At 65.9% G+C, this 19,580-nt stretch carries 27 protein-coding genes; 14 read left to right on the top strand and 13 right to left on the bottom strand.

Translation table 11 applies throughout. The annotated features are described in order from the left end of the window. On the top strand, positions 1-426 hold a 426-nt coding region (locus EPL03_RS20120), incomplete at its 5' end, for a hypothetical protein (protein ID WP_168216274.1). Between the two features lie 97 nt (positions 427-523). Continuing rightward, positions 524-1,579: a Cdc6/Cdc18 family protein gene (locus EPL03_RS14250; protein WP_135829993.1), complete on the top strand. Its 1,056-nt coding sequence runs from the start codon at positions 524-526 to the stop codon at positions 1,577-1,579. 11 nt (positions 1,580-1,590) lie between these two features. On the opposite strand, the gene EPL03_RS14245 is transcribed toward EPL03_RS14250, so the two are convergent. Together EPL03_RS14245 and EPL03_RS14240 are read right to left on the bottom strand one after the other, a co-directional pair. Continuing rightward, complete coding sequence (locus EPL03_RS14245; protein WP_135829992.1) at positions 1,591-1,986, bottom strand: HVO_A0114 family putative DNA-binding protein; 396 nt, start codon at positions 1,984-1,986, stop codon at positions 1,591-1,593. A gap of 48 nt (positions 1,987-2,034) precedes the next feature. Then, entirely contained in the window at positions 2,035-2,319 is a 285-nt protein-coding gene (locus EPL03_RS14240) for a toxin-antitoxin system TumE family protein (RefSeq protein ID WP_135829991.1), read from the bottom strand. A 113-nt stretch (positions 2,320-2,432) separates the two neighbouring features. Here EPL03_RS14240 and EPL03_RS14235 point away from each other — a divergent pair, with 113 nt between their 5' ends. Next, the gene (locus EPL03_RS14235; RefSeq protein WP_135829990.1) at positions 2,433-2,681 is read left to right on the top strand and encodes a hypothetical protein; all 249 of its coding nucleotides are present in this window, start codon (positions 2,433-2,435) and stop codon (positions 2,679-2,681) included. A 12-nt stretch (positions 2,682-2,693) separates the two neighbouring features. Here the strand turns inward: EPL03_RS14235 and EPL03_RS14230 are convergent, their stop codons facing one another. Then, complete coding sequence (locus EPL03_RS14230; RefSeq protein WP_244605275.1) at positions 2,694-3,008, bottom strand: PhiH1 repressor; 315 nt, start codon at positions 3,006-3,008, stop codon at positions 2,694-2,696. A gap of 594 nt (positions 3,009-3,602) precedes the next feature. Here EPL03_RS14230 and EPL03_RS14225 point away from each other — a divergent pair. From EPL03_RS14225 to EPL03_RS20110, 9 genes are read left to right on the top strand one after another with little or no spacing between them, the layout of a single operon-like run. Beyond that, positions 3,603-3,827, top strand: coding sequence for a hypothetical protein (locus tag EPL03_RS14225; RefSeq protein ID WP_135829989.1), 225 nt, complete (start codon positions 3,603-3,605; stop codon positions 3,825-3,827). Further along, on the top strand, positions 3,827-3,967 hold the full coding sequence (locus tag EPL03_RS20115; protein WP_168216273.1) for a hypothetical protein: 141 nt from the start codon (positions 3,827-3,829) through the stop codon (positions 3,965-3,967). Before EPL03_RS14225 ends, EPL03_RS20115 begins: the two co-directional genes overlap by 1 nt. Further along, positions 3,964-4,272, top strand: coding sequence for a hypothetical protein (locus EPL03_RS14220; protein WP_135829988.1), 309 nt, complete (start codon positions 3,964-3,966; stop codon positions 4,270-4,272). Before EPL03_RS20115 ends, EPL03_RS14220 begins: the two co-directional genes overlap by 4 nt. A gap of 51 nt (positions 4,273-4,323) precedes the next feature. Continuing rightward, positions 4,324-5,484, top strand: coding sequence for a TFIIB-type zinc ribbon-containing protein (locus EPL03_RS14215; RefSeq protein ID WP_135829987.1), 1,161 nt, complete (start codon positions 4,324-4,326; stop codon positions 5,482-5,484). Next, on the top strand, positions 5,484-6,314 hold the full coding sequence (locus EPL03_RS14210; protein WP_135829986.1) for a DUF5131 family protein: 831 nt from the start codon (positions 5,484-5,486) through the stop codon (positions 6,312-6,314). Before EPL03_RS14215 ends, EPL03_RS14210 begins: the two co-directional genes overlap by 1 nt. Then, on the top strand, positions 6,314-6,511 hold the full coding sequence (locus EPL03_RS14205; protein ID WP_135829985.1) for a DUF7835 family putative zinc beta-ribbon protein: 198 nt from the start codon (positions 6,314-6,316) through the stop codon (positions 6,509-6,511). Before EPL03_RS14210 ends, EPL03_RS14205 begins: the two co-directional genes overlap by 1 nt. Then, complete coding sequence (locus EPL03_RS14200) at positions 6,504-6,851, top strand: hypothetical protein (protein ID WP_135829984.1); 348 nt, start codon at positions 6,504-6,506, stop codon at positions 6,849-6,851. Before EPL03_RS14205 ends, EPL03_RS14200 begins: the two co-directional genes overlap by 8 nt. Further along, a complete protein-coding gene (locus EPL03_RS14195; protein WP_135829983.1) occupies positions 6,851-7,144 on the top strand; it encodes a hypothetical protein in 294 nt (97 codons plus the stop codon). Before EPL03_RS14200 ends, EPL03_RS14195 begins: the two co-directional genes overlap by 1 nt. Continuing rightward, positions 7,137-7,307 (top strand): hypothetical protein, encoded by a 171-nt coding sequence (locus tag EPL03_RS20110; RefSeq protein ID WP_168216272.1) that lies wholly within the window; start codon positions 7,137-7,139, stop codon positions 7,305-7,307. The genes EPL03_RS14195 and EPL03_RS20110 overlap by 8 nt, the downstream gene beginning before the upstream one ends. Position 7,308: 1 nt before the next feature. On the opposite strand, the gene EPL03_RS14190 is transcribed toward EPL03_RS20110, so the two are convergent. From EPL03_RS14190 to EPL03_RS14175, 4 genes are all read right to left on the bottom strand, one after another. After that, positions 7,309-8,580: a tyrosine-type recombinase/integrase gene (locus tag EPL03_RS14190; protein ID WP_135829982.1), complete on the bottom strand. Its 1,272-nt coding sequence runs from the start codon at positions 8,578-8,580 to the stop codon at positions 7,309-7,311. Between the two features lie 161 nt (positions 8,581-8,741). Further along, positions 8,742-9,116 carry a DUF5789 family protein gene (locus tag EPL03_RS14185; RefSeq protein ID WP_135829981.1) on the bottom strand — a complete coding sequence of 125 codons (375 nt, stop codon included), beginning with the start codon at positions 9,114-9,116 and terminating at the stop codon, positions 8,742-8,744. 182 nt (positions 9,117-9,298) lie between these two features. Then, positions 9,299-9,814 (bottom strand): KEOPS complex subunit Cgi121, encoded by a 516-nt coding sequence (gene cgi121 / locus EPL03_RS14180; RefSeq protein ID WP_135829980.1) that lies wholly within the window; start codon positions 9,812-9,814, stop codon positions 9,299-9,301. 25 nt (positions 9,815-9,839) lie between these two features. Further along, entirely contained in the window at positions 9,840-12,089 is a 2,250-nt protein-coding gene (locus EPL03_RS14175; protein ID WP_135829979.1) for an ATP-dependent DNA helicase, read from the bottom strand. A 417-nt stretch (positions 12,090-12,506) separates the two neighbouring features. Here EPL03_RS14175 and EPL03_RS14170 point away from each other — a divergent pair, with 417 nt between their 5' ends. Further along, positions 12,507-12,755: a ferredoxin gene (locus tag EPL03_RS14170; protein WP_135829978.1), complete on the top strand. Its 249-nt coding sequence runs from the start codon at positions 12,507-12,509 to the stop codon at positions 12,753-12,755. A gap of 340 nt (positions 12,756-13,095) precedes the next feature. Here EPL03_RS14170 and EPL03_RS14165 read toward each other — a convergent pair whose 3' ends face one another. From EPL03_RS14165 to EPL03_RS14150, 6 genes are all read right to left on the bottom strand, one after another. After that, positions 13,096-13,866: a DUF7089 family protein gene (locus EPL03_RS14165; RefSeq protein ID WP_135830016.1), complete on the bottom strand. Its 771-nt coding sequence runs from the start codon at positions 13,864-13,866 to the stop codon at positions 13,096-13,098. Further along, a complete protein-coding gene (locus EPL03_RS20845) occupies positions 13,866-13,958 on the bottom strand; it encodes a hypothetical protein (RefSeq protein WP_449272225.1) in 93 nt (30 codons plus the stop codon). Before EPL03_RS20845 ends, EPL03_RS14165 begins: the two co-directional genes overlap by 1 nt. A gap of 71 nt (positions 13,959-14,029) precedes the next feature. Then, the gene (locus EPL03_RS20105) at positions 14,030-14,206 is read right to left on the bottom strand and encodes a hypothetical protein (protein ID WP_168216271.1); all 177 of its coding nucleotides are present in this window, start codon (positions 14,204-14,206) and stop codon (positions 14,030-14,032) included. Positions 14,207-14,362: 156 nt separating this feature from the next. Continuing rightward, a complete protein-coding gene (locus tag EPL03_RS14160) occupies positions 14,363-15,217 on the bottom strand; it encodes an OapC/ArvC family zinc-ribbon domain-containing protein (RefSeq protein WP_135829977.1) in 855 nt (284 codons plus the stop codon). A 14-nt stretch (positions 15,218-15,231) separates the two neighbouring features. Continuing rightward, positions 15,232-15,555: a DUF2073 domain-containing protein gene (locus tag EPL03_RS14155; RefSeq protein WP_244605277.1), complete on the bottom strand. Its 324-nt coding sequence runs from the start codon at positions 15,553-15,555 to the stop codon at positions 15,232-15,234. 145 nt (positions 15,556-15,700) lie between these two features. Then, entirely contained in the window at positions 15,701-16,342 is a 642-nt protein-coding gene (locus EPL03_RS14150; protein WP_135829975.1) for an Era-like GTP-binding protein, read from the bottom strand. Positions 16,343-17,962: 1,620 nt separating this feature from the next. Between EPL03_RS14150 and EPL03_RS14145 the strand changes: the two genes are divergently transcribed. Beyond that, entirely contained in the window at positions 17,963-19,507 is a 1,545-nt protein-coding gene (locus EPL03_RS14145) for a Cdc6/Cdc18 family protein (RefSeq protein WP_135829974.1), read from the top strand. Positions 19,508-19,580: the final 73 nt, after the last annotated feature.

Raw genomic sequence — 19,580 nt, 5'->3', positions numbered from 1 at the left:
ATGAAGGTCGTTCGCGAAGACCTCCACGGCACCCAAGTCCAGCGCCTCGTCGCCTCCGAATCCCATCCGCCCGACTACGTCGAGGGCGAGGTCGTCGGCTACTATTGCGCGGAGTGCCGGCAGACCGACGAGACCCGCGACCAAATCTGGCACGAGAAGACGTGTTCGCTCGCCGGCCAGCACGGCCGCGAGCACTACGACGGCCTCGAGCCAGCACCAGACGACCCAGCGCCCGAGCTCGACCCAGATACCGAGTTCATCGTCATCGAGAGTGCGGAAACCGAAGGCCGTGGCGGGCTCTGCGAAGGCGAGGTCCTCGGCTTCGTCTGCACCTGTGGAAACGCCGACGAGGACCTCTTCGAGATCGTCCACGACGAGACCTGCGCGCTCGCTGGCGTGCACGACCGCGTTGCGGCGAGTGACTGACCCTCGCCCGTTCAGTCCAGCGCGTCGCCTCTGTTCTGTTCTGTACCCGGAAATCCAACCTGTCTTTTTATACTGGGATTGCGTCACGTCACCACGAATGATAATTAAGCCCGAGGTGTTCGACGACCGCCGACTCCCCAGGGACCTCAAATACCGGGAGCCCGAGGTCGAAACTCTCTCGCGCGCCCTCGACCCCGCACTCGCAGGGCAACCCCCCGAGGACGTCCTCCTCGCCGGCCCCTCGGGCGTCGGCAAAACCGCGCTCGCCCGCCACACCCTCAGCCGGCTCGACGAGTTCACAGCCGTCGCTCACACCCACGTCCGCTGTCTCGGCGAAACCACCGGCGAAATCCTCCGCACCGCACTCCGCGAGTATCCCGGCACTCGCTCGGTCCCCGCGACGCTGTCGCTCAACGACACTCGACAGCAACTCGCGGACACCGTCGACCAGCCGTTCGTGCTCGTGCTCGACGAGGCCGACGACCTCCCCGAGACGGACGTCCTCGACACGCTCGCGTCGATCCCCTTGGTGTCTGTCGTCGCCATCTGTCACGAGCCCCAGCCGTGGCTCGCCCGCGCGCCCGACGACGTCCGCCGAGACATCATCGGGCCGGTCACCGTCGAGCGGTTCAGCGTCGACGAACTGGCGTCGATTCTCCGCGCTCGCGCAAATCAGGGCCTACGGCCGGACGTCGTCGACGACGAGCAGTTGCGCCGGATTGCTGACGAGGTTGCGGGGGTGGCGCGCGAGGGGATTCAGGCGTTGCGGGCGGCCGCCGAACTCGCGGGCGAACGCGGCCACTCACGGATTCGAGACGTTGATATCGCGGAGTCGTTCGCGCGCGCTCAGCACGAGATTCGGCAGGCGAATCTTTCGTCGCTCGCGTTCCATCATCACGTCCTCTACGCGGTGGTGTTCGAGGCCGGCGAGATCGGGGCGACGGAGCTGCACGACCGATACGATGACCTCGCGTCGAGCGTCTACTACGGCCGGCCACAGCAGGCGGTGGGGCGGCGTGCGCGTCGGTACAAGCTCTCGAAGCTCCGCGAGTACGACTTGATCGATTGGGATGACGACGCAACACCACGGACGTATCGTGTCGTCGACGAGTCGGTTGAGCCCCGGCTCGATCTGTCGCTGCCGTCGGCGTGACGTGGGTCGAGTTACGCAGCGGCGGGGTCTGCGCTCTCGGTGTCGAGCGAGACGTTGATGTCGATCTCATCGAACCGAACGACGGGACGCTTCGCGCGGCCGTCTTGCTCGAATTCGATGACGTTCAGGGCTTCGAGTTCGGAGAGGTTGCGATGGACTTCCCGGAAGTCGCGGTCGACGAGGTCGGCCGCAGCGCGCATGCTACTGGGGTCGTGTTCGCGGATCGCGCGCAAGAGCGCGAGGTTTTTTGGGCTGAGGAGTCGCTGCAGGTCGGCCCCGTCGTCGAGGACGAGGACGTGGCGGTCGGGGACGTCCTCGCCGCGTTCCATCGCGCGGACGTCGTCGAGGAGCTGGTCGTGTTCGTGGTCGGCGTCGCCGAGTCGGACTTCGAGCGTGGTTTTGGACATGGTGTATCACCGTATGGCACCCGATGACACTGGTTGCGCTCCCGTGGGTTACGGTGGGAGGGATTCGATTTCGCGTTCGAATCGCCGGATGAGGGCTTCCATTCCGGGGAAGTCTATTTGTTCGACCCCGTCTGGGGTGTGGCGTTCGTGGCCTTTGTGGCGTTCGTGGGCGTTGTCGTACCGGAGTAGGGTGTCGCCGTCGAGTGTTCCGTAGTGGAGTGCGTAGTCGTATCCGCACGGGTATTTGTCGTCAGTGGTCCGGCGGACGCGAATGTGTTTGATGTAGTCACCTGTTTTCTGGGTGAGTTCGCGTTCGGTGTCGTAGGGTGCCATCTACACTTGATGGTATGAGGCCCATCATAATAAAGGTGGTGGTCTTTACCCCATCATAGGGGGTCGGAAATACAAGGCCTTTTTAAGCGAGTTCGGCCCCTCGACCGACGTGTATGCCACAGACTGCACGAAAACTCGAAACGGTCGATGGCACCGAGGTCACCGTCGAACCCATCCGGCGACTCTCAGACGGCGAGTCTCGAATCGACATCGAGTCCGAAGACGGCCGGAAGTGGCGGCTCGACGTCACTCGCGCAGGAGAGTTCGAGGTAGTGGCGAGTTGGAACGTGGCCGGAGAGCTGGCAGATGTCGAGCGTCCGGACTGGGTCGAGAACATCGTTGCGAGACTCCAGCGAGCATAGGAGAGCGTGATGTCAGTTCGAGTCGTCGACCGGGTCGAGCGTGCTCGCGTCCAGTTCCTCGTCCAGATACGCTTGTCCCTTGTCGGTGATTCCGAAGAGCCCCTTCTCGATTTTGCAGAGGAGACCGTATCGAGCGAGTTCTCGGCACCGTTCTCCGGCATATTTCCGGCCGATATCGATACGCTCCTCTTTCCCTTCGCGGGAGAGAGCAAGCGGGGTCATGTTCCCCTTCTCTCGAATCACTTCGAGAATCCGGTCGTCCGTCGAAGGGGACATCCAATCGGCCGTTTTCCGCATCTGGTCGCCCAATGGGTGGATTGCACTCATATTAACACCGGTCTTGTTTCCACTAACATCCGAAGGGGTATATTTGTAACCCAACGGCAGCCACTAACTGCCGTTGGGTGACAAAATATAAGACGGTGGGGTGTCACAGTCCGGATTGGAAGCCAGTCCTCTCGGGGTACCGTCAAAAGGTGCCCGACGTGTTGGAGCACGTCAGGCTGGCTTCCGATCCCCTCACACGGGAATTACGAAAGCCATGTCGAACGACACTATCAGGGGTCTTAAGAATAAGGCCCATACGACAGCGGAATCAGAATCAGCCGGTCCCCGTGACCGAGACACCACCGACTCCTCCACGGAGTCCTCGCAGAAAACGCGTTCGCGCTGTCACGCGAGCGCACAGACGGGAGGTTGTTCACACCCGAGCCCCCGTCCAGTCGATACCGACGCATCCCGGCCGGAAAACGCTGCCGGCACGGAGAAACGACTCGTTACCGACGGCGGACGCGTCGGCACGTGGTGCTCGCACCCACGCGTCCGACGGTACGGCCGCACCGACGCACGCGGCGAGGCCGTGATCGAAGAGCGCTGCACGCTCTGCGGCGCGACCGTCTCGATGAGTGGAGGTGGGCGGTGATGCTGGATTGCAGTAACGAGGACTGCGACGAAGAATTTAGCTACGACGCTGGCTTCGACGACCCACCGGAAGGAGCCGGTCACATCGAGGTCACCCACAACCCGCCGGACGACCCCTCGTGGATGGTCGCAGAAACGTTCCACTACTGCTCGGTGTCGTGCCTTCGAGAGGACGGTCGAGCACCCGACTATCTCCTCGATAGCGACGAGGACGGTGATGCGTGATGGCGATTGTCGAGTTCAAAATCGCCTTCGACGACATTCGGAACGTCGAGGCAAAGAGCGAATCCGAACTCGAAGAAGAGATCGCCGAGCGAACTGGGATGCCGGTCGAACACGTCGACCTCGGGAGGATTATCGGATGAGTACGTACGGGCCCGAGGTCACGTTCGACCTGCCAAGCGGTGACGACCGCGTCCAGCAGCTCGTCGACGCGGCCGACCTCGACCACGGCGACACCCAGCACTACCGCGACGGACAGGCCGTCGACGACGACCTCCACGACGCGCTCGCCGGGGTGATCACCACCGCGACCCACGACCGCGTCGACCTCTCCGGGTTCGAACTCCACACCATCGACGTCGGCACGCGCGTCGAGATTACGGGCAGCTTCAGCCTCTCCGAGCCCGCGAGTGACTTCGAGACGTTCGCAACGGAGGGAGCGACGTGAGCGTCGCGAGCGAGTCGAGTGACTCGGACGCCGCAACGGCAGGTGGTCGCGATGACTGAAAGCGTCCCCAGCCTCCTCGCCGAGGGCGCGAGCGAGAATGCGCCCCTCGCGAGAGTCCTCCGGCACGTCCAGGACAAGCCCGTCGAACCCCGGCCCGAGGACTTCTACGCCGCGCTCAAGCTCGACGACCATCTCGTCGTCCGACTGCGCGAGGACATGCCCGGTGAACGCGAGATTCCCATCGACACGCGCTGGCGGAACGGCGCGGTCGAGTTCACCACCAAGTTCCGCGACGTCGGCCTCACCGGCCGCCGCCAGTTCCTCGACGACGTCTGGGACGCCGACGAGATCCGGGTCATCCTCTACGAGCACAGCCAGTTCGACGACGAATACCACTGCCCCACGTGTGGAGCACTGTCCCGCGACCCGGACTCCCGCGTCTTGGAGGGCGCGAACGAAGTCCGCGTGCGGTGTCCCGAGTGCGGCGTGGTCGACTACATCCCGCAGGGCAGCGAACCGCAGCGGGAGCCCCGGCACGACGATGAGGTGCTGACCGACGGCGGGACGTCACCGAGCGGAACTTCACGCACTCGTGGTACTCGTCGTGAACTCCCGACTGACGTTCCGGTTTTCGTTCACCGCGTCGGTGGTCGTGATAGTGACGGGTCTCAGGCGACGATTTCACGATGGACGTTTGAGGCTGAGCAGGTACGTTCGGTCGCTGAGGAGCATCTGCAGGGGCGCGTGCTGAACGCGACGGCGGGGAAGACGCGGCTCTCGCACGACGGCGACGTGGTGCGGAACGACATCAACCCGGAGATGCCCGCAGACACACACGTAGACGTGCAGGCCGCCGACGAACACTGGCCGTCTGAGTCGTTCGACAGCGTTGTCCTTGACCCGCCGTTCGACGCGGGACAGGCAGAAGCGCGGTACGGGGGCTGGCACGCGTCGGACTTCTCGGTCGCTCGCGATGCGCTTGAGCCACTCGTCCGGCCGGGCGGCATCGCTATCAGTCTCGGATGGACGACCTACGCGTTCGCAGAGCAATTCGCGCCCGACTGGGGGCGCGAAGAACTCCACATCTACCAGCGCGGCCCGGTCCATCCCGACGTCTTCCTGATGGTCGACCGGAAGACGCAGACGACACTCGCGATGGACGGCGGTAAGTACGACACGGAAACTGACCGCGACGAGGAGGTGGGCGATTGATGCAGACGACGAACATCAGCTGGGCGCACTACACCTGGAATCCCGTCACTGGCTGCAGTCACGCGGGCCCAGAATGCACGAACTGCTGGGCCGAGACGATGGAACACCGGCAGGCCGCTCGCGACGACCCACCCGAGCACGTCACCGGCGAGGACTGGACGCAACCCAACGCTCCGTCGGTGGTTTCCTGCCACGACGACCGCCTCCACGAGCCCGACACCTACACCTATCCCGATGGGCCCGGTCGCGTGTTCGTCGTGTCGATGGGCGACCTCTACCACCGCGAGGTCGGCCCCGAGTTCGCCCAGCGCGTCCTCGACATCTGCAGCGAACACCCCGAGCACGTCTGGATTAGTCTCACGAAACGCCCCGAGAACGCTCGCGACTGGAATCTCGACTTCCCCGAGAACGTCTGGCTCGGAACCAGCGTCGGCAGCGGCCCCGGCGGCGCGTTCCCAGATACCACCCATCGCATCGACCAGTTGCGCGACATCGACGTCGAGACGCGCTGGGTCTCGTTCGAGCCCCTCATCGAGCCCATCGGCGACGTTGACCTCTCCGGAATCGACTGGGCGGTCGTCGGCGGGGAGACCGGCTCCAAGGCCGACCGCCGCAAGATGGAGCACGCGTGGGCAGCCGATCTCCTCGAGCAGTGCCGCGATGCCGATGTCGCCTACCACTTCAAGCAGTCCAGCGCGCGGTATCCCGAGCGCGGGACCGAGCTCGCGGTCGAAGTTGGGCCCGGTATCTTCGAGCAACGCGAGATCCGGGAGTATCCTGACTTGCCGGAGATCGTCGAGCAGGCACGGTCACAGGAGGTGACCGCTTGATGGCGGCGACAGACTGGACCGACCAGCGGCGCGAAGACTGCGAGGAGTGCGACCGCCAGACGCCCCACGTCGTCCGCATCGAGATGCGGACCGAAAGCGAGAAACAGGAGAACGCGGCGTTCTCCCGCGAACCGTACCGCGTCACAGAATGTCGCGTCTGCGGAGCCGAGACTACGCGGAGGATGAACAATGCCTGAGGTAATTCCAGTCGCTAGCTACGGCGACCTCGTTCGGGACGACCAGCTCGACCTCGCGGCGGCCGACGCCATCGTGAGTGCGCTCGCCCAGTCCGGCGACGCCGTCGACGTAATCCATCTCCCCCGGCCGCTCGCCGAGGAGAACGTCCTCGACTCCGAAGAGGGCACCGACTCGGTGTTCGTCGTTGACCTCGACGCCGACCGAGAGACAGGCGACGCCTACTACGCCCGACAGGGCCGCCGGACCGCGTGGCTCCCGAAGGGCGCGACCAGAGTCTACGTCGAAGCGCGCGATGCAGACATCCTCGTTCCTGGACACGAACAGGAGGGGTCAGCGTAATGGAGCCCTCTGACATCGACTTCGACCAGTTCGACTCGGTCGAAGATGGCGGCGAGCGGCCCGACGGTGCCTTCTCGAGCCTCCTCTACGATTATAGCCGCCGACTCGCCGCCTGCCGGAACCACGGTTACGCCGAAGGCCACGACGTTCCCCCGCGAGCCGTCCTCGTGGGGTACGACCGCGCTCTCCACCCGTGGAGTCGCGGCTGGCGGCCCGGCGAGATACGGAACACGCTCCGCGCGAAGTATCGCTCTCTCAAGCAACGGCTGGCGGATGGTGAGACTGATGAGTAAAGCTGATTCCCCCTCTGACGATCCACGAGACGAACCGACCACAGCACAGGACGTCTACGACGAGTACGAGCACGCCGTCGACGCAATGGCCGAGCGCGACGACGAGATCGGCGCAATCATGCGCGCGGTCCAGCGGGCAGGAGGTGACGCCGATGGCGAGTAGGTCAGTTGAGGTCCTGGAGCTCTTCGAAGAGAATCGCCGCGAAGTCGGCGTCGTTCTCTGCGGCCTCGGCCGCCGCTGCTGCAGCACCACGCTTCGACCCGTCGCGTTCGTCGACCATGAACTCGCGGACCGTCCCGGACACGTCTTCCGAGGCGTCTTCTGCAGCCTGTGTGAGCGGCGCGGCACAGCCAGGGCAGAAGAGTTCCTCCCCTCGGAGGGACGTCCGGCACTGGGGGCAGTCGTCGAGGTCGGGGCCCGTCGACTTCTCGTCGTCTTCGGGATCTCCGATGTCGTAGTGGTTGAAGACGACGTCGTTGAACTGCTCGTCGGTCACCCGCGAGTAGACGCCGAACATCCGAGAGTCCTCGCTCCAGTCGGCCCGGTGCTTAATCGTCTGGTCACTCATTTCGTCGCGAATCCACTCGGAGATCGCGGTTCCCCGGAAGAGATGAGCATGGATTCGGTCCGGATCCAGACCTGCGGTCTCAGCAATCTCTTGGATTCGCCGGCCAGCGTACTGCTGGCGGAGTGCCCCGTCTTCGTCGTCACCCCACTGGCGGGTCTTGTGGATCAGGGCGGCCTCGGGGTCGTCCGGTCGAGGATGAACGTCGAGCCAGTTCGCCACGTACCCACGCGACCACGTAACGGGCTTGGGACCGTCGGCATCCTTGACGTTCGCGTCCTCGTTGATGGAGATCGTTCCGCGCCGGCCCTCGAAGTCGACGTGCTGGATTTGGAACGACAGAATCGCGCCGATGCGGAGGCCGGTGTCCCGGAGGAGCGCGATCAGCGCTTTGTCTCGCGCCGCGCTGTCGAACTCGCTGGCGGCGTCGAGCATCGCGTTCAGGTCGTCGCTCGTGATCTCCTCGTCGGGGTCGTGCTTGCGCTCGGGCGGACTACCGACTTTGACTGCTTCAGTCCACGGTTCGTCGTGATACCACTGGAGGAACTTCCGCATCGACTTCATGTAGTTGCGGATGCTGCCCTCGCTGAGGCCGTGGACGTCTTCGAGGTGGAGTTTGAAGGCGTCGACGTCCTCGATGTCGGTCATCTGGGTGATGGGGATGTGGGCGCGCTCGGCCGAGAGACGGCAGCGGTTGAGGTGGCCGACGACGGTGCCGAGCGAGTCTACATCGGGGTCGCTGGCGCGGAGGTGGACGACGAAGCGTTCGATGGCGTCGCGGTCGGCTTCGTCGATCTCGGCGTCTTCGAGGAGGGCTTGTTGGTTCTCGAATTTGGTTTGGTAGCCCTGGACGTCAGTGGTGTCGACCATCGTGAACTATCGATGGGGCGTTTGGATTATAGGGTTTTGCACAGTAATCCTGGTGGGACTACTCACTTTCCTCGGCCGTTCGCTCCGGATTCTCACCCGTTCACGCTCGTACGACGCAACCCCTTCGTTTCGACTGGAGATTCCCGGGCGGGCACCGGGAGTCAGCGCGAACTCGCGTCGGACTCGGCGTCGGCGTCGTCGTCGAGTTCCCCGAGGTCGCGCTGGTCGTTGTACTCCTCCGGTCCGGCGGCTTCGCCGGTGACCTCGTTGTAGATGGCCTCGCGGGCCGCCTCGGCCGACTCGAAGCGCTCGTCGACCAGTCGGTCGAACACGCTTCCGAGGCTCTCGGTCTCGTTCCCGAGGTCGAGCGGTTGGTCGCCGTACTCGGCCGCGAGTTCCTCGCTGGTCGTGGGGTACTTGTGTTCGCCGAGCATCCGGCCCGCCTCGCCGAGCATCCCCTCGACGCTCTCGGTCCGTTCGCGCTGGCGCTCGCGGGCGCGACGCTGTTCGCGTTCCGGGTCGGGGTCGTCGGGCATGGAACCGGGTACGGCGCTCACGTCCGTAACCCTGCTGGCTGGGTCGGTATGGTGGAGTCCCGTGAGAAGTCGAAGGAAATCACAGCGGTCGTGGGCGGATAGACTACGGCGGTGGGGCGTGGTATCTCCGCGTCACCACACGCGACTGACGCCATTTTTCGGAAAACGACCGCTTCGTCCGGTCACTTCTGGACGTCGAGCAGCGCGACTCGCTCGCGGACGAGGTCCGCGAGCGTCGCGTCGGTCGCGGCCAGTTCGGCCTCGCGCACGTCGAAGAAGTCCAACACCGCCTCGCGGTCGATGCGGTCGGCCGACGCCGCGTTCGAGTCGGCGACGTCGAGCAGGTCACGAACTGGGCTCGCGGCCTCGCGCTCGGCCGCGTCGTCGCCCGCCGACGAGTGGACGACCACCACCACGCGATTCTCGCCCTCCGAGACGCCCATCCGGAGCGCGCGGTTTATCTGGCGGCGACCGGCGGCGTACAACAGCATCTCGACCGCGCGCTCGCGGGCCACGTTCTCGTCGCGGTCGAAGGCGCGGTCCGCACGCTCGACGGCGGCCCGGAGGTGGTCCGGTCCGACGACGTAGTCGCCGTCGACCGCCTGCACCGCGCAGTCGAACTCGTCGCCGACCGCCCCGAGGTCGTCGAGGAAGGCGTCGAGGTCTGTGATTTCGGCGCGGCCCTCGACCAGTTTCATCGGCGACCACCGACCGGACTCGCCCTCACTCGAAATCACCCAGACTCTGCTGGCCGCTCCCGTCGTCTCCGCTCGCGCCGGCCGCGTCCTCGCTCGCGTCGCCCTCGGCCTCGACGCCGGTCAGGTCCGGGTCCTTGCGGCCGACGTTCTCGAGGATGGACTCGGCGGTCTTGCGCCGCCCCCGGAGCGCGCCGAGGACGACCGACTTGTCGGCCTCCCGGAGGTCAGCCCGGTTCTCGACGCCCGCCTCGTAGAGCCGGCGCGCGCGCTTGCGGCCGACGTTCCGGACGCCGGCGAGGTCGAGCAGCTCCTCGGCGACGCCGTACTCGACGCGCTTGCGGGCCTCCCGGATGGCGGGCCCCCACTCGAGGTCGAGTTCGCCGGCGAGGCGCTCGGCCGCGTTCAACAGCCACTCGGCGGTCTCGACCTTCCCCCGGATGTCGCCCGGCCCGACGCCGTACCGGTCGGTGATCGCGTCCTCGTCCAGCTCGGACGCCCAGTCTTCGAGCAGGCGGGCGGTCTTGAGCGCCGAGAGCCAGTCCTCGAACGCCGAATCCTCGAACTCCGAGGGCATCGAGCCGAGGAACTCGGTCTCGCGCTCGTAGGCGAGTTCGGTGTACTCCTCGCGGTCGCCCGACCGGAGGTAGAGTTCGTACATGTCCGGCGTGCGCGAGACGAGGTGGTAGAGGCCGAACGCCGTCGGGCGGTCGTCGGCCGCCCGGAGGCCGTGGACGATTTCGGCCGCGCTCATCGGGTCGACGTACAGCTGTGAGACGCGGTGGCCCAGCCCCGTCGCGCGCAGGTCGCCGTCCTCGCGTTCGAGGAACTCGTTGCGTTCGAGGTACTCCAGCACGTTCTCGGTCACGGTTTCGAGCCGGCCGGTCTCGTCGGTCTGGGTCGCGTAGAGCGTGCGTTCGAGGAACGAAACGAGTTCGTCCTCGGTGTCGGCGAAGCCCGAGGCCACCGTGGCGAGGATGTGAGTCCGGAGCGCGGGTTCGGCCGCCAGCTTCGAGCGGACCGGCTCGGGGTCGGCCCAGACGTAGCGGTCGAACAGTTCGTCGAGTTCGTCGTGGCTGTTGGCTATCAGGACCGCCTCGCCGTAGGGGTCGAGGCCGGGCCGGCCCGCACGACCGAACATCTGGTGGACCTCCAGCACGTCCAGCGGGGCCATTCCGCCGACGTCGCCGTCGTAGCGCCGCCAGTCGCGCACGATGACCCGACGGGAGGGCGTGTTGACCCCCGCCGCGAGCGTCGGCGTGGCGGCGATGACCTTCACCAGCCGGTCGCGGAACGCGTCCTCGACGAGTTCGCGGTGGTCGCTGGCGAGGCCCGCGTGGTGGAACGCCGCGCCCTTCGCGACCGCGTCGGCCAGGTCGTCGCTGGTCTGGGTGTCGCTGGCGTCCCGGATTCGGGCGGCGACGTCCTCCAGTCGCTCGCGCTCCTCGGGGTCGAGGTGGTCGCGGGTCACGTCCGAGAGCCGGCGGGCGGCGGCCTCGGCGTTCCGCCGGGAGTTGACGAACACGAGGCTCGACCCCTCGTCGGTCAGGGTGTCCTCGACCAGCGCGGCGGTCGCCTTCTCGTTGCCCCGCGATATCTGGGTCTGCGAGCCGTCGTCGAGGTGGAGCGCCTGTCCGTACAGCACCCCTTTCCGGAGGTCGATGGGTCGCCACGTCGAGTCGACGAGCGTGGCGTCGAGCCAGTCGGCGATCTCGTCGGCGTTGCCCACCGTGGCCGAGAGCGCGACCGTCTGGAGGTTCGCGTTCAGCTTGCGGAGCTTCGCGAGGGTGACCTCGAGCGTGGGGCCGCGATGGGAGTCGTCCACGAGGTGGACCTCGTCGGCGACCACGCAGGTCAGGTCGTCGACCCACTGGGCACCGTTCCGGACGAGCGAGTCGACCTTCTCGCTGGTCGCGACGATGACGTCCTTCTGGGCCAGCCAGTCGCCGTCGCTGTCGTAGTTGCCCGTCGAGACGCCCACGTCGACGCCGTACTGCTCGAAGGCCTCGAACTCGGCCTTCTTCTCGCTGGCCAGCGCCCGCAGGGGGACGATGTAGAGCGCCTTGCCGCCGCGAGCGACGCTGGTGAGCATCGCCAGCTCGGCGACGAGGGTCTTCCCGCTGGCGGTGGGGACGCTGGCGACGACGCTCTCGCCCTCGGCGACCCCGGCCTCGACCGCCTCGGCCTGGGGCGGGTACAGCTCCTCGATGCCCTGCTCGCGGAAGTGCTGGGCTACGCCCTCGGGGAGGTCGGGTACGTCGGCTATCTCGACGCTCACGCCGACCACCTCGGGCGCTGGCGGGCGAACTGGTTCATTACCCCGTCATTGGCTCGTCTTCTGGTTTAAACTGTCGGGTCGGGCGACGGGGCGAGTTCGACGTGTTCCGAACGATACACCACTCACGCCGGCGTCCGCCCGGTGATTTTTCGGGCTGGCGCGTGCTGGCCCGCGCGTTCATGCGCGGGCCAGCACGCGCGAGGGACGAGCATCGCAACGAAGTGAGAAGCGCAGGAGGCTGGGGAGGTTCGAGGCTCTCGCGACGCGGTTGCGGTGCCGTGGGGTGCGGATGGTTGCGGTCGCGGTACTCAGTGGCTCGAACAGAAGCTAGCTCCACGACTCCGAAGTTCCACGGATTCCCGCAAACCGGTGGTCCACTCCGGCAGGGATTAGGTCCCGCCCGCCGAATCCGGTCGTATGCGAGTCGAGTTCGACCGCGACACCTGCACCGGGATGTTCCAGTGTACCGCCGAGTGGGAGGCGTTCGAGGAGAACCGCGACGACGGGAAGGCCGACCTCCGGGACTCGGAGGAAGCCGACGACGCCGAGGACGTGTTCGTGCGCGAGGTGCCGGAGGACGCCGAGTTCGACGCCAAGATGGCCGCGCGCGTCTGTCCGGTCGACGCCATCGCGGTCTACGACGACGACGGCGAGCAGATAGTCTGACTCGGAACGCCGGCCGGACGAATCGAAGGAGACGGGCGTGGCTACGTCGCGTTCGGTTCGAGATTTCCAGACGAAACCGAGGCGTGTCGAGAATGCGTAGCGGTCCGCTCACTCGGTCGTCGGTTCCTCGACGCCGTCGTCGTCGGCGTCGGGGTAGAGCTGTTCCTCCCAGCCGTGGTCCGCGCGCTGGTTCCAGTTCACGGTGACTCGCCCGGTCGAACGTTCGACGTCGAAGGGAAAAACCGTTGTGTGAGACGCGAACGCACGGCTTGGACCGAGCTATCCTCCACGCGAACGTCGTCCGCGACGCCAGCGTCGTCCGTCATGCGAGCGTCGACCGCTACGCGAACGTCTTCTCGGCCCACGTCACCGCGTACTCCGCGCCGTGGTCGCGGTACGCCTCGGTGTCGAGCGCCGCGAACGGCGCGGGGAGTTCGAGCGCGTGCTTGACCGCCGCACAGGCGAACTCCGCCGCGTCGGGGAAATCGGTCTCCTCGCGGGCCATCGACCCGGCGAGTCCGTCGAGTCGGGGTTCGATTCGCTCGCCCGCGTCCTGCCACGCGTCGAACAGGCGCGGTCGGTCGTCCGCCCAGTCGGCGAAGGTCTCGCGGGTGTGAAGCCCGAGATAGGCGTCGTACAGCGCGGCCGCGACCTGATACGTGCCCCCGGCGTCGAACGGGAGCGCGGCGTCGAGGTCCCGGTAGCGCTCCGCGAAGAAGCCGAGGAACTGTTCGGGCTGGCCCGTCCCGACTTCGACCAGCGCCTCCGCGACGAGGAAGTCCACGAAGTCCTCGGGCGACCCCTCGACGCGGGGCTTGACCAGAACGGTGGGCGGAGTCGTCTGACGGGTCCACGCCACGCTGCCGTCGCCGGGCATCCCGACCGCGAAGTCGGGCGAGGCGAACCGCCGGAGGAGTTCCGGCGCGTCCTCGGGGAGCCACTCGTCCGAGTACGCGAGCGGAGCCAGCGACTCGACGACCAGCCCGAGGTTCTCGGCGCGCTCGGGGGCCAGCGTCTCGAAGTCCGAGTCGGCGTCCAGCACCAGCGCGTCGGGCGCGTGGGTCCTGCGGACTCCGGCCACCTCGTCGGGGAGCGACTGCTCCTCGAACATCAGGCCAGCAGCCACGCGTTCGCCACGAGCCCCACGCCGAGGACCGCCGCGATGCCGACCGTCGTAACCACGATTTTCGTTGCCGTGCTCATGGTCGGGGATTCGAGCGCGAGGGGTTAAAGGTCACGCGACTCGCGCTCCGCCTCGCACGCTCGACTCGCTCTCAGCTCGCCCCGGTCCCGGCACCGATGCCCGACTCGCGGGCGACCCGCGTCCGCTCGCCGGTCCAGAACCGGAAGCCGTTGACCGCCGCGCGGACGTACGTGTCGGCGACGTACACCGCGAGCAGCACCCAGCCGAGACAGGCGGCGAACCGCCAGCTACCGACCGTGAACAGCACCGCCGCGACGTGCAGTTGGGCGACCAGCGCCGCCAGGAAGAGGACAGCGCCGCAGAGAAGAGGACCGCGACGGCCTCCACCCGATGCTTGGCGGCGTCCAGCATCGGATAGGTCCGGTCGTCGGGAGAGGCGGTCACGGTCGTCTCGCCGCGCCGACTACCGCTCGACCGCGTCCCACGCGTCGGGCACCTCGATGACGTACTTGCCGTCCTCCTGGAGCGAGATGATGTACTCCTCGCGCTCGTACAGCTCCATCAGGTTGAGTTCGTACTGGCCGGGCTCGACGATGCGGATGCTCTCGAACTGGCTGTTGAGCTCCTCGCGGAGCTCCGCCAGTCCGGGATCGTCGTCGGGCGCGTCGACGGCGTCGGTCTCGTCCTCGCCAGTCCCGGACGCCCCGGGGACGCCGTCGGCCGCGGTCGGGGACTCGGTCGAGGTGGACCCGCCGGACGACCCCGAGACGTCGGTCGGGTCGGAAGTGTCGGTCGGGACGGGAGTGTCGGTCGAGGTGGAGGTCTCGGTCGAGCGCGGACCGTCCGGTAGCTCGGACCGGCTCACGACGTCGCTACGGGCGCTGGCCTGTGCCGAATCTTCGAGTGCCTGCGACGGGCCGTCGTCGGGCAGCTCGGACGGGCCATCGGGGTGCTCGCGCGGACGGTCCGAGCGGTTCCGCACGTCGTCGTCGCCGTCCGAGCCCACCCACTCACGAACCGTCGCCGCCGCGCGGTTCACCGCGCTACTGCCGTCGGTCGACTGGTCGCCTCCGTCATCGGTCGGGCGGCCGTCCCGGTTTCCGGGTGGGCCGGCGCTCGACGCGTCGGCGGGCTGTTTCTTCGCGGCGGTCGCGCCACCAGCGCCGCCTCCTCCCGGACCCGAGTCGGCGTTCCCGCCGTCGCCGTCGGCGGCGGGCCTGAACTGGAACTTGTTCCCGCCGCAGTCCGGACAGCCCGAGAGCATCTCCTTGGAGCCGTCCGCGAACGTCCGTCCGCAGGAAGTACACTGGTGGGGCATTGGTGGGAGCGGTCCTACTTCCGCGAGACGAGCGCGCTGATGAGGTTCTCGTCCTTGTGGAGCGTCTCGATCTGGTTCGCCGGCCCGATGACGGTTAGCTTCTGGGTCGACTCGTTGCCCATGAGCCGGTCGAGGAAGCTCCGGTCGGCGGTCTCCGAGCGCGGGTACGTCTCTATCTCGATGCCGTTGAACTCGTCGGGGCTGATCTCGGTCATCGTCACCTCGATGAGTTTGCTCTCCTCGTCGGGCGAGAGCCCGGTCTCGAGGATGACGATGTTGCCGTCCCGCACCCCGTCGAGTATCATCCGTATCTTCTCCATCGCGGCCATGCCCGACATCCGGTCGGCCCCGATGAGGTCGATCTGGACGCCGTCGTCCCCACCGTTTCCGGTCGAGCCGTCGCCCGGTGGCCCGTCGTTCGGCGAACCGTTACCGTTCGGAGTGTCACCGTTGGGACCGTTCCCTTTCACTTCCGGCATGATATCACCCGAAGTACTCCGCGATCTTCCCGTACACCTCGTCCATGTTGTCGCCCTCCAGCGCCGACAGCGGGATGGTCTCGTGTTGCGGGAACGCGTTCTGGATGCGCTGGACGCTCGACTCTTCGAGGTCCGTCTTGTTGGCGAGGATGAGGACGGGGAGGTCCTGGCTCTCGATGATGCCGATGAGCATGGTGTTGACCTGCGTGAACGGGTCCGTGGTGCTGTCGAGCACGTATATCACCCCGTCGACGTCCTCGCGGAGCCAGTGCATCGCCTCCGCGACGCCCTCGGTGGCCTCGCGCGAGCGACGCACGGCGTCGTCTTTCTCCATGTCGTGGTCAAGGAACTCCTCGTAGTCGACCTTGGTCGTCACCCCCGGCGTGTCCACGATGTCGATGGTCACCGTCTTGCCGTCGCGCTCGATCTCGACGTTCTCCTTTCGGCGGGCCCGACGCGTCTCGTGCGGGATGTGGCTCTCCGGACCGACGGCGTCGCCGGTCCAGTCCCGGGCGATGCGATTGGCGAGGGTCGTCTTGCCCGCGTTCGGCGGGCCGTAGATACCGATACGCTTCGGTTCCTGCGCGGAGAAGAGCTTGTCCGTCACGCGGGAAACGCTGTCTTTCAGGTTAGTGAACAATCCCATCCTTTCCTCCCAGACCCCATAACGGGAGTCGCGGCCGATACTGGGGCTGTTGGACTGACAACTATATCCCATCTACTTAAACCTACGTCAGACGCGTCCCGTCGGGCTACGTCGGACGTGCCGGGACGGAGTAGCCGGACGTGCCGGAGCAGCCGGACGTGCTGGGACGAATATCTGGACGTGTCGTGAGGACCACGACAATCGAGAGGACCACGAGAAAACGTTCGACGGTGCCACGTCGAAATATCCGACGCCGGGAGACGACGCCACGAGGGAGACGACGACGTCCTCGGCGTCGAGCGGCGACGTCACGGCGATGCGAGAGCTCGACGGAACCTGTCGAGTCTACCGGCTGCTCGCCACTCGACGGACAGTTTCGTGTGGAGAGCGTCCACGGTGAGTGGACCGCATGCGGCCGGAGTACCGCCAGAGGCAAGGTTTCCACTCGAAACGGCCGGGTACGACGACACCGAAGCGGAGTGGGAGACGACAGGGAGAATCGACAGCAACGAGCGAGAGTCGAAATGACGTGGCCGGAACCAACACGATACGGTTCACATTCGTCCGCCGTGTTCGCGTTCGTCGCCTGGGCGGTGAATCCCTTCGTCGCGTTCGTGGTCGTCCTCCGGTCGGCGGATCTTTCTGGGGTTACGAAGGTCGCCCGAATGAATCTCCCCAATGGAATCACCCCAATGGAAATGTGGATGGAACCACTCGGATAGAAACGCGGGTGGAACCACGGGGTCTCGTCGGGTGGAGCTTCGACGGACCCCCCACCCCTCCGTTTCAGGTGGAGCCGAACAGTTAGCGGTGGTGGGTGGTGTCCTGCAGTCGGAGCATCGGTAATTTACCTAGCTATATTACACAAACTAAACGCTAAATAATGGTTTGCAGATATTGTTATATCTACTTTGTAATAAAGGTGCGGGTATCTAGAACCCCGCCCCACCCGCCCCGGCCGTTTCGTCGCTCCACCCGAAACGATGGGGTGGGGGGGTGCCGTTCTGGACGCCGAACCCGTCCCTGTGAACGAACCGGTTCGTCTAAACCAGCTTTTCCGCCTATTTCGACTCGCCACCCTCGAATTTTCACTCGGGCGATTCCACTCGAAACAATGGGGTTACCGTGAGTTCGATGCCGGACAGGGACGTCACGAGCCGGCGACGGGCGTCGCAACGGTCCACCCGGTATCGGCGCACTGCGTCGGCGTGTCGGTACGGCTCGGCGTGTCGGTACAGCTCGGCGTGTCGGTACGTCTCGGTGTGCCGGTACGTCCCGGGAAGAGCGTCGAGTGAGTGGTGTCGCCCGACTACCGACCGGACCGCTACCCGAGACCGTCGTTCGGACCAGCCAGCCGGGGATTACGGTCGGTCTACGTCGAACGGATTACTCCGTGTTAGAGCGTTTCAAAACGTTCCCGGCTCGCTGAGCCCTCGTATTCGTCCGCGGTTGAAAGAAGAAAGAGTTTAATACGATGGTAGACCTTTGGTTCTCCTGCATCAACTGGACGCGCTCGCCAATTCTCGCCTCCGGCATCCCGACGCCTGATGTGGGTCTCGCCGGACATAATCACGCGCGCCGCGCGTCTTCCACCTGAAACGGAGGGGTCGGAACGACCGTATGACAGACGAAAACGCCAACCAGACGGACGACGCGGTGGACGTCAGCCCCGACCGCAGCTTCGAGAACGTCGATCTGGACGACGTGGTCCTCGACGAGGACGACGACGACCAGGGGCTGTTCGACGACCTGCTGTCCGGCGAACCGATATTCGAGAACAAGGAGGTCCTCCGACCGTCGTACACGCCCCACGAACTCCCCCACCGGAAGGACCAGATCAACAACATGGCGACGATTCTGGTCGCCGCGCTTCGCGGCGAGACGCCGTCGAACATCCTCATCTACGGGAAGACCGGAACCGGGAAGACCGCCAGCGCCAAGTTCGTCAGCAAGGAGCTCGAATCGACCTCCCAGAAGTACGACGTCCCCTGCAACGTCGAGTACATCAACTGCGAGGTGACCGACACCCAGTACCGCGTACTCGCGCAACTCGCCAACAAGTTCATCGAGAGCAACCGCGAGTGGGTCGACGACCGGGTCGAGGAACTGGAGACGCTTCGCGAGACGGTCGAGGCCGACCCCGACCGGCTCGACGACCCGGGGTTCGACGTCGAAGCACAGTTCGACACCTCCGGGACGTTCGACGTCTCCGAGGCGTTCGATACGGTCGAGGACATCGACGCACGCGTGGAAAAACTACGCGACGACCGCGAGGAGATGGAGTCGGTCCCAATGACCGGCTGGCCGACCGACCGCGTGTACAACACCTTCTTCGAGGCCGTCGACTACGAGGAGCGGGTGGTCGTCATCATGCTCGACGAGATCGACAAACTGGTCGAGAAGTCGGGCGACGACACCCTCTACAACCTCTCGCGGATGAACTCCGAACTCGACAACTCCCGGGTCTCGATAATCGGCATCTCCAACGACCTGAAGTTCACCGACTTTCTCGACCCTCGCGTCAAGTCCTCGCTGGGCGAGGAGGAAATCGTCTTCCCGCCGTACGACGCCAACCAGCTCCGGGACATCCTCCAGCACCGTGCCGAGGTGGCGTTCAAACCCGACGCGCTCTCCGACGACGTGATTCCGCTCTGTGCCGCGTTCGCGGCCCAGGAACACGGCGACGCCCGGCGCGCGCTCGACCTCCTCCGGACGGCGGGCGAACTCGCAGAGCGCGACCAGGCCGAGGGCGTCGACGAGAACCACGTCCGGAAGGCCCAGGAGAAGATCGAACTCGACCGCGTGGTCGAGGTGGTGCGGACCCTCCCGACCCAGTCGAAGCTCGTGCTCTTTTCCATCATCTCGCTGGAGAAGAACGGCGTCCACAACATCAACACCGGGGAGGTGTACAACATCTACAAGCGCCTCTGCGAGGAGATCGACGCCGACGTGCTGACCCAGCGCCGGGTGACCGACCTCATTAGCGAACTCGACATGCTTGGCATCGTCAACGCGGTGGTCGTCTCCAAGGGCCGGTACGGCCGCACCAAGGAGATATCGCTCTCGGTCCCAATCGACGAGACCGAGGCGGTGCTGATGTCCGACTCCCGGCTCGGCGACATCGAGAGCGTCCAGCCGTTCGTGCAGGCCCGCTTCGACAACTGACCCGACCGTCTCGATTCGACGGCGCTGTTCCACTCGAAACGACCGCCTCTCTCGGGGCGGAACCACCCGCCAA

This window comes from Halorussus halobius (assembly GCF_004765805.1).
Classification (GTDB): Archaea; Halobacteriota; Halobacteria; order Halobacteriales; family Haladaptataceae; genus Halorussus; species Halorussus halobius.
Note: the sequence above shows the minus strand (reverse complement) of the source record. Positions and strands in the feature narration are given on the sequence as shown.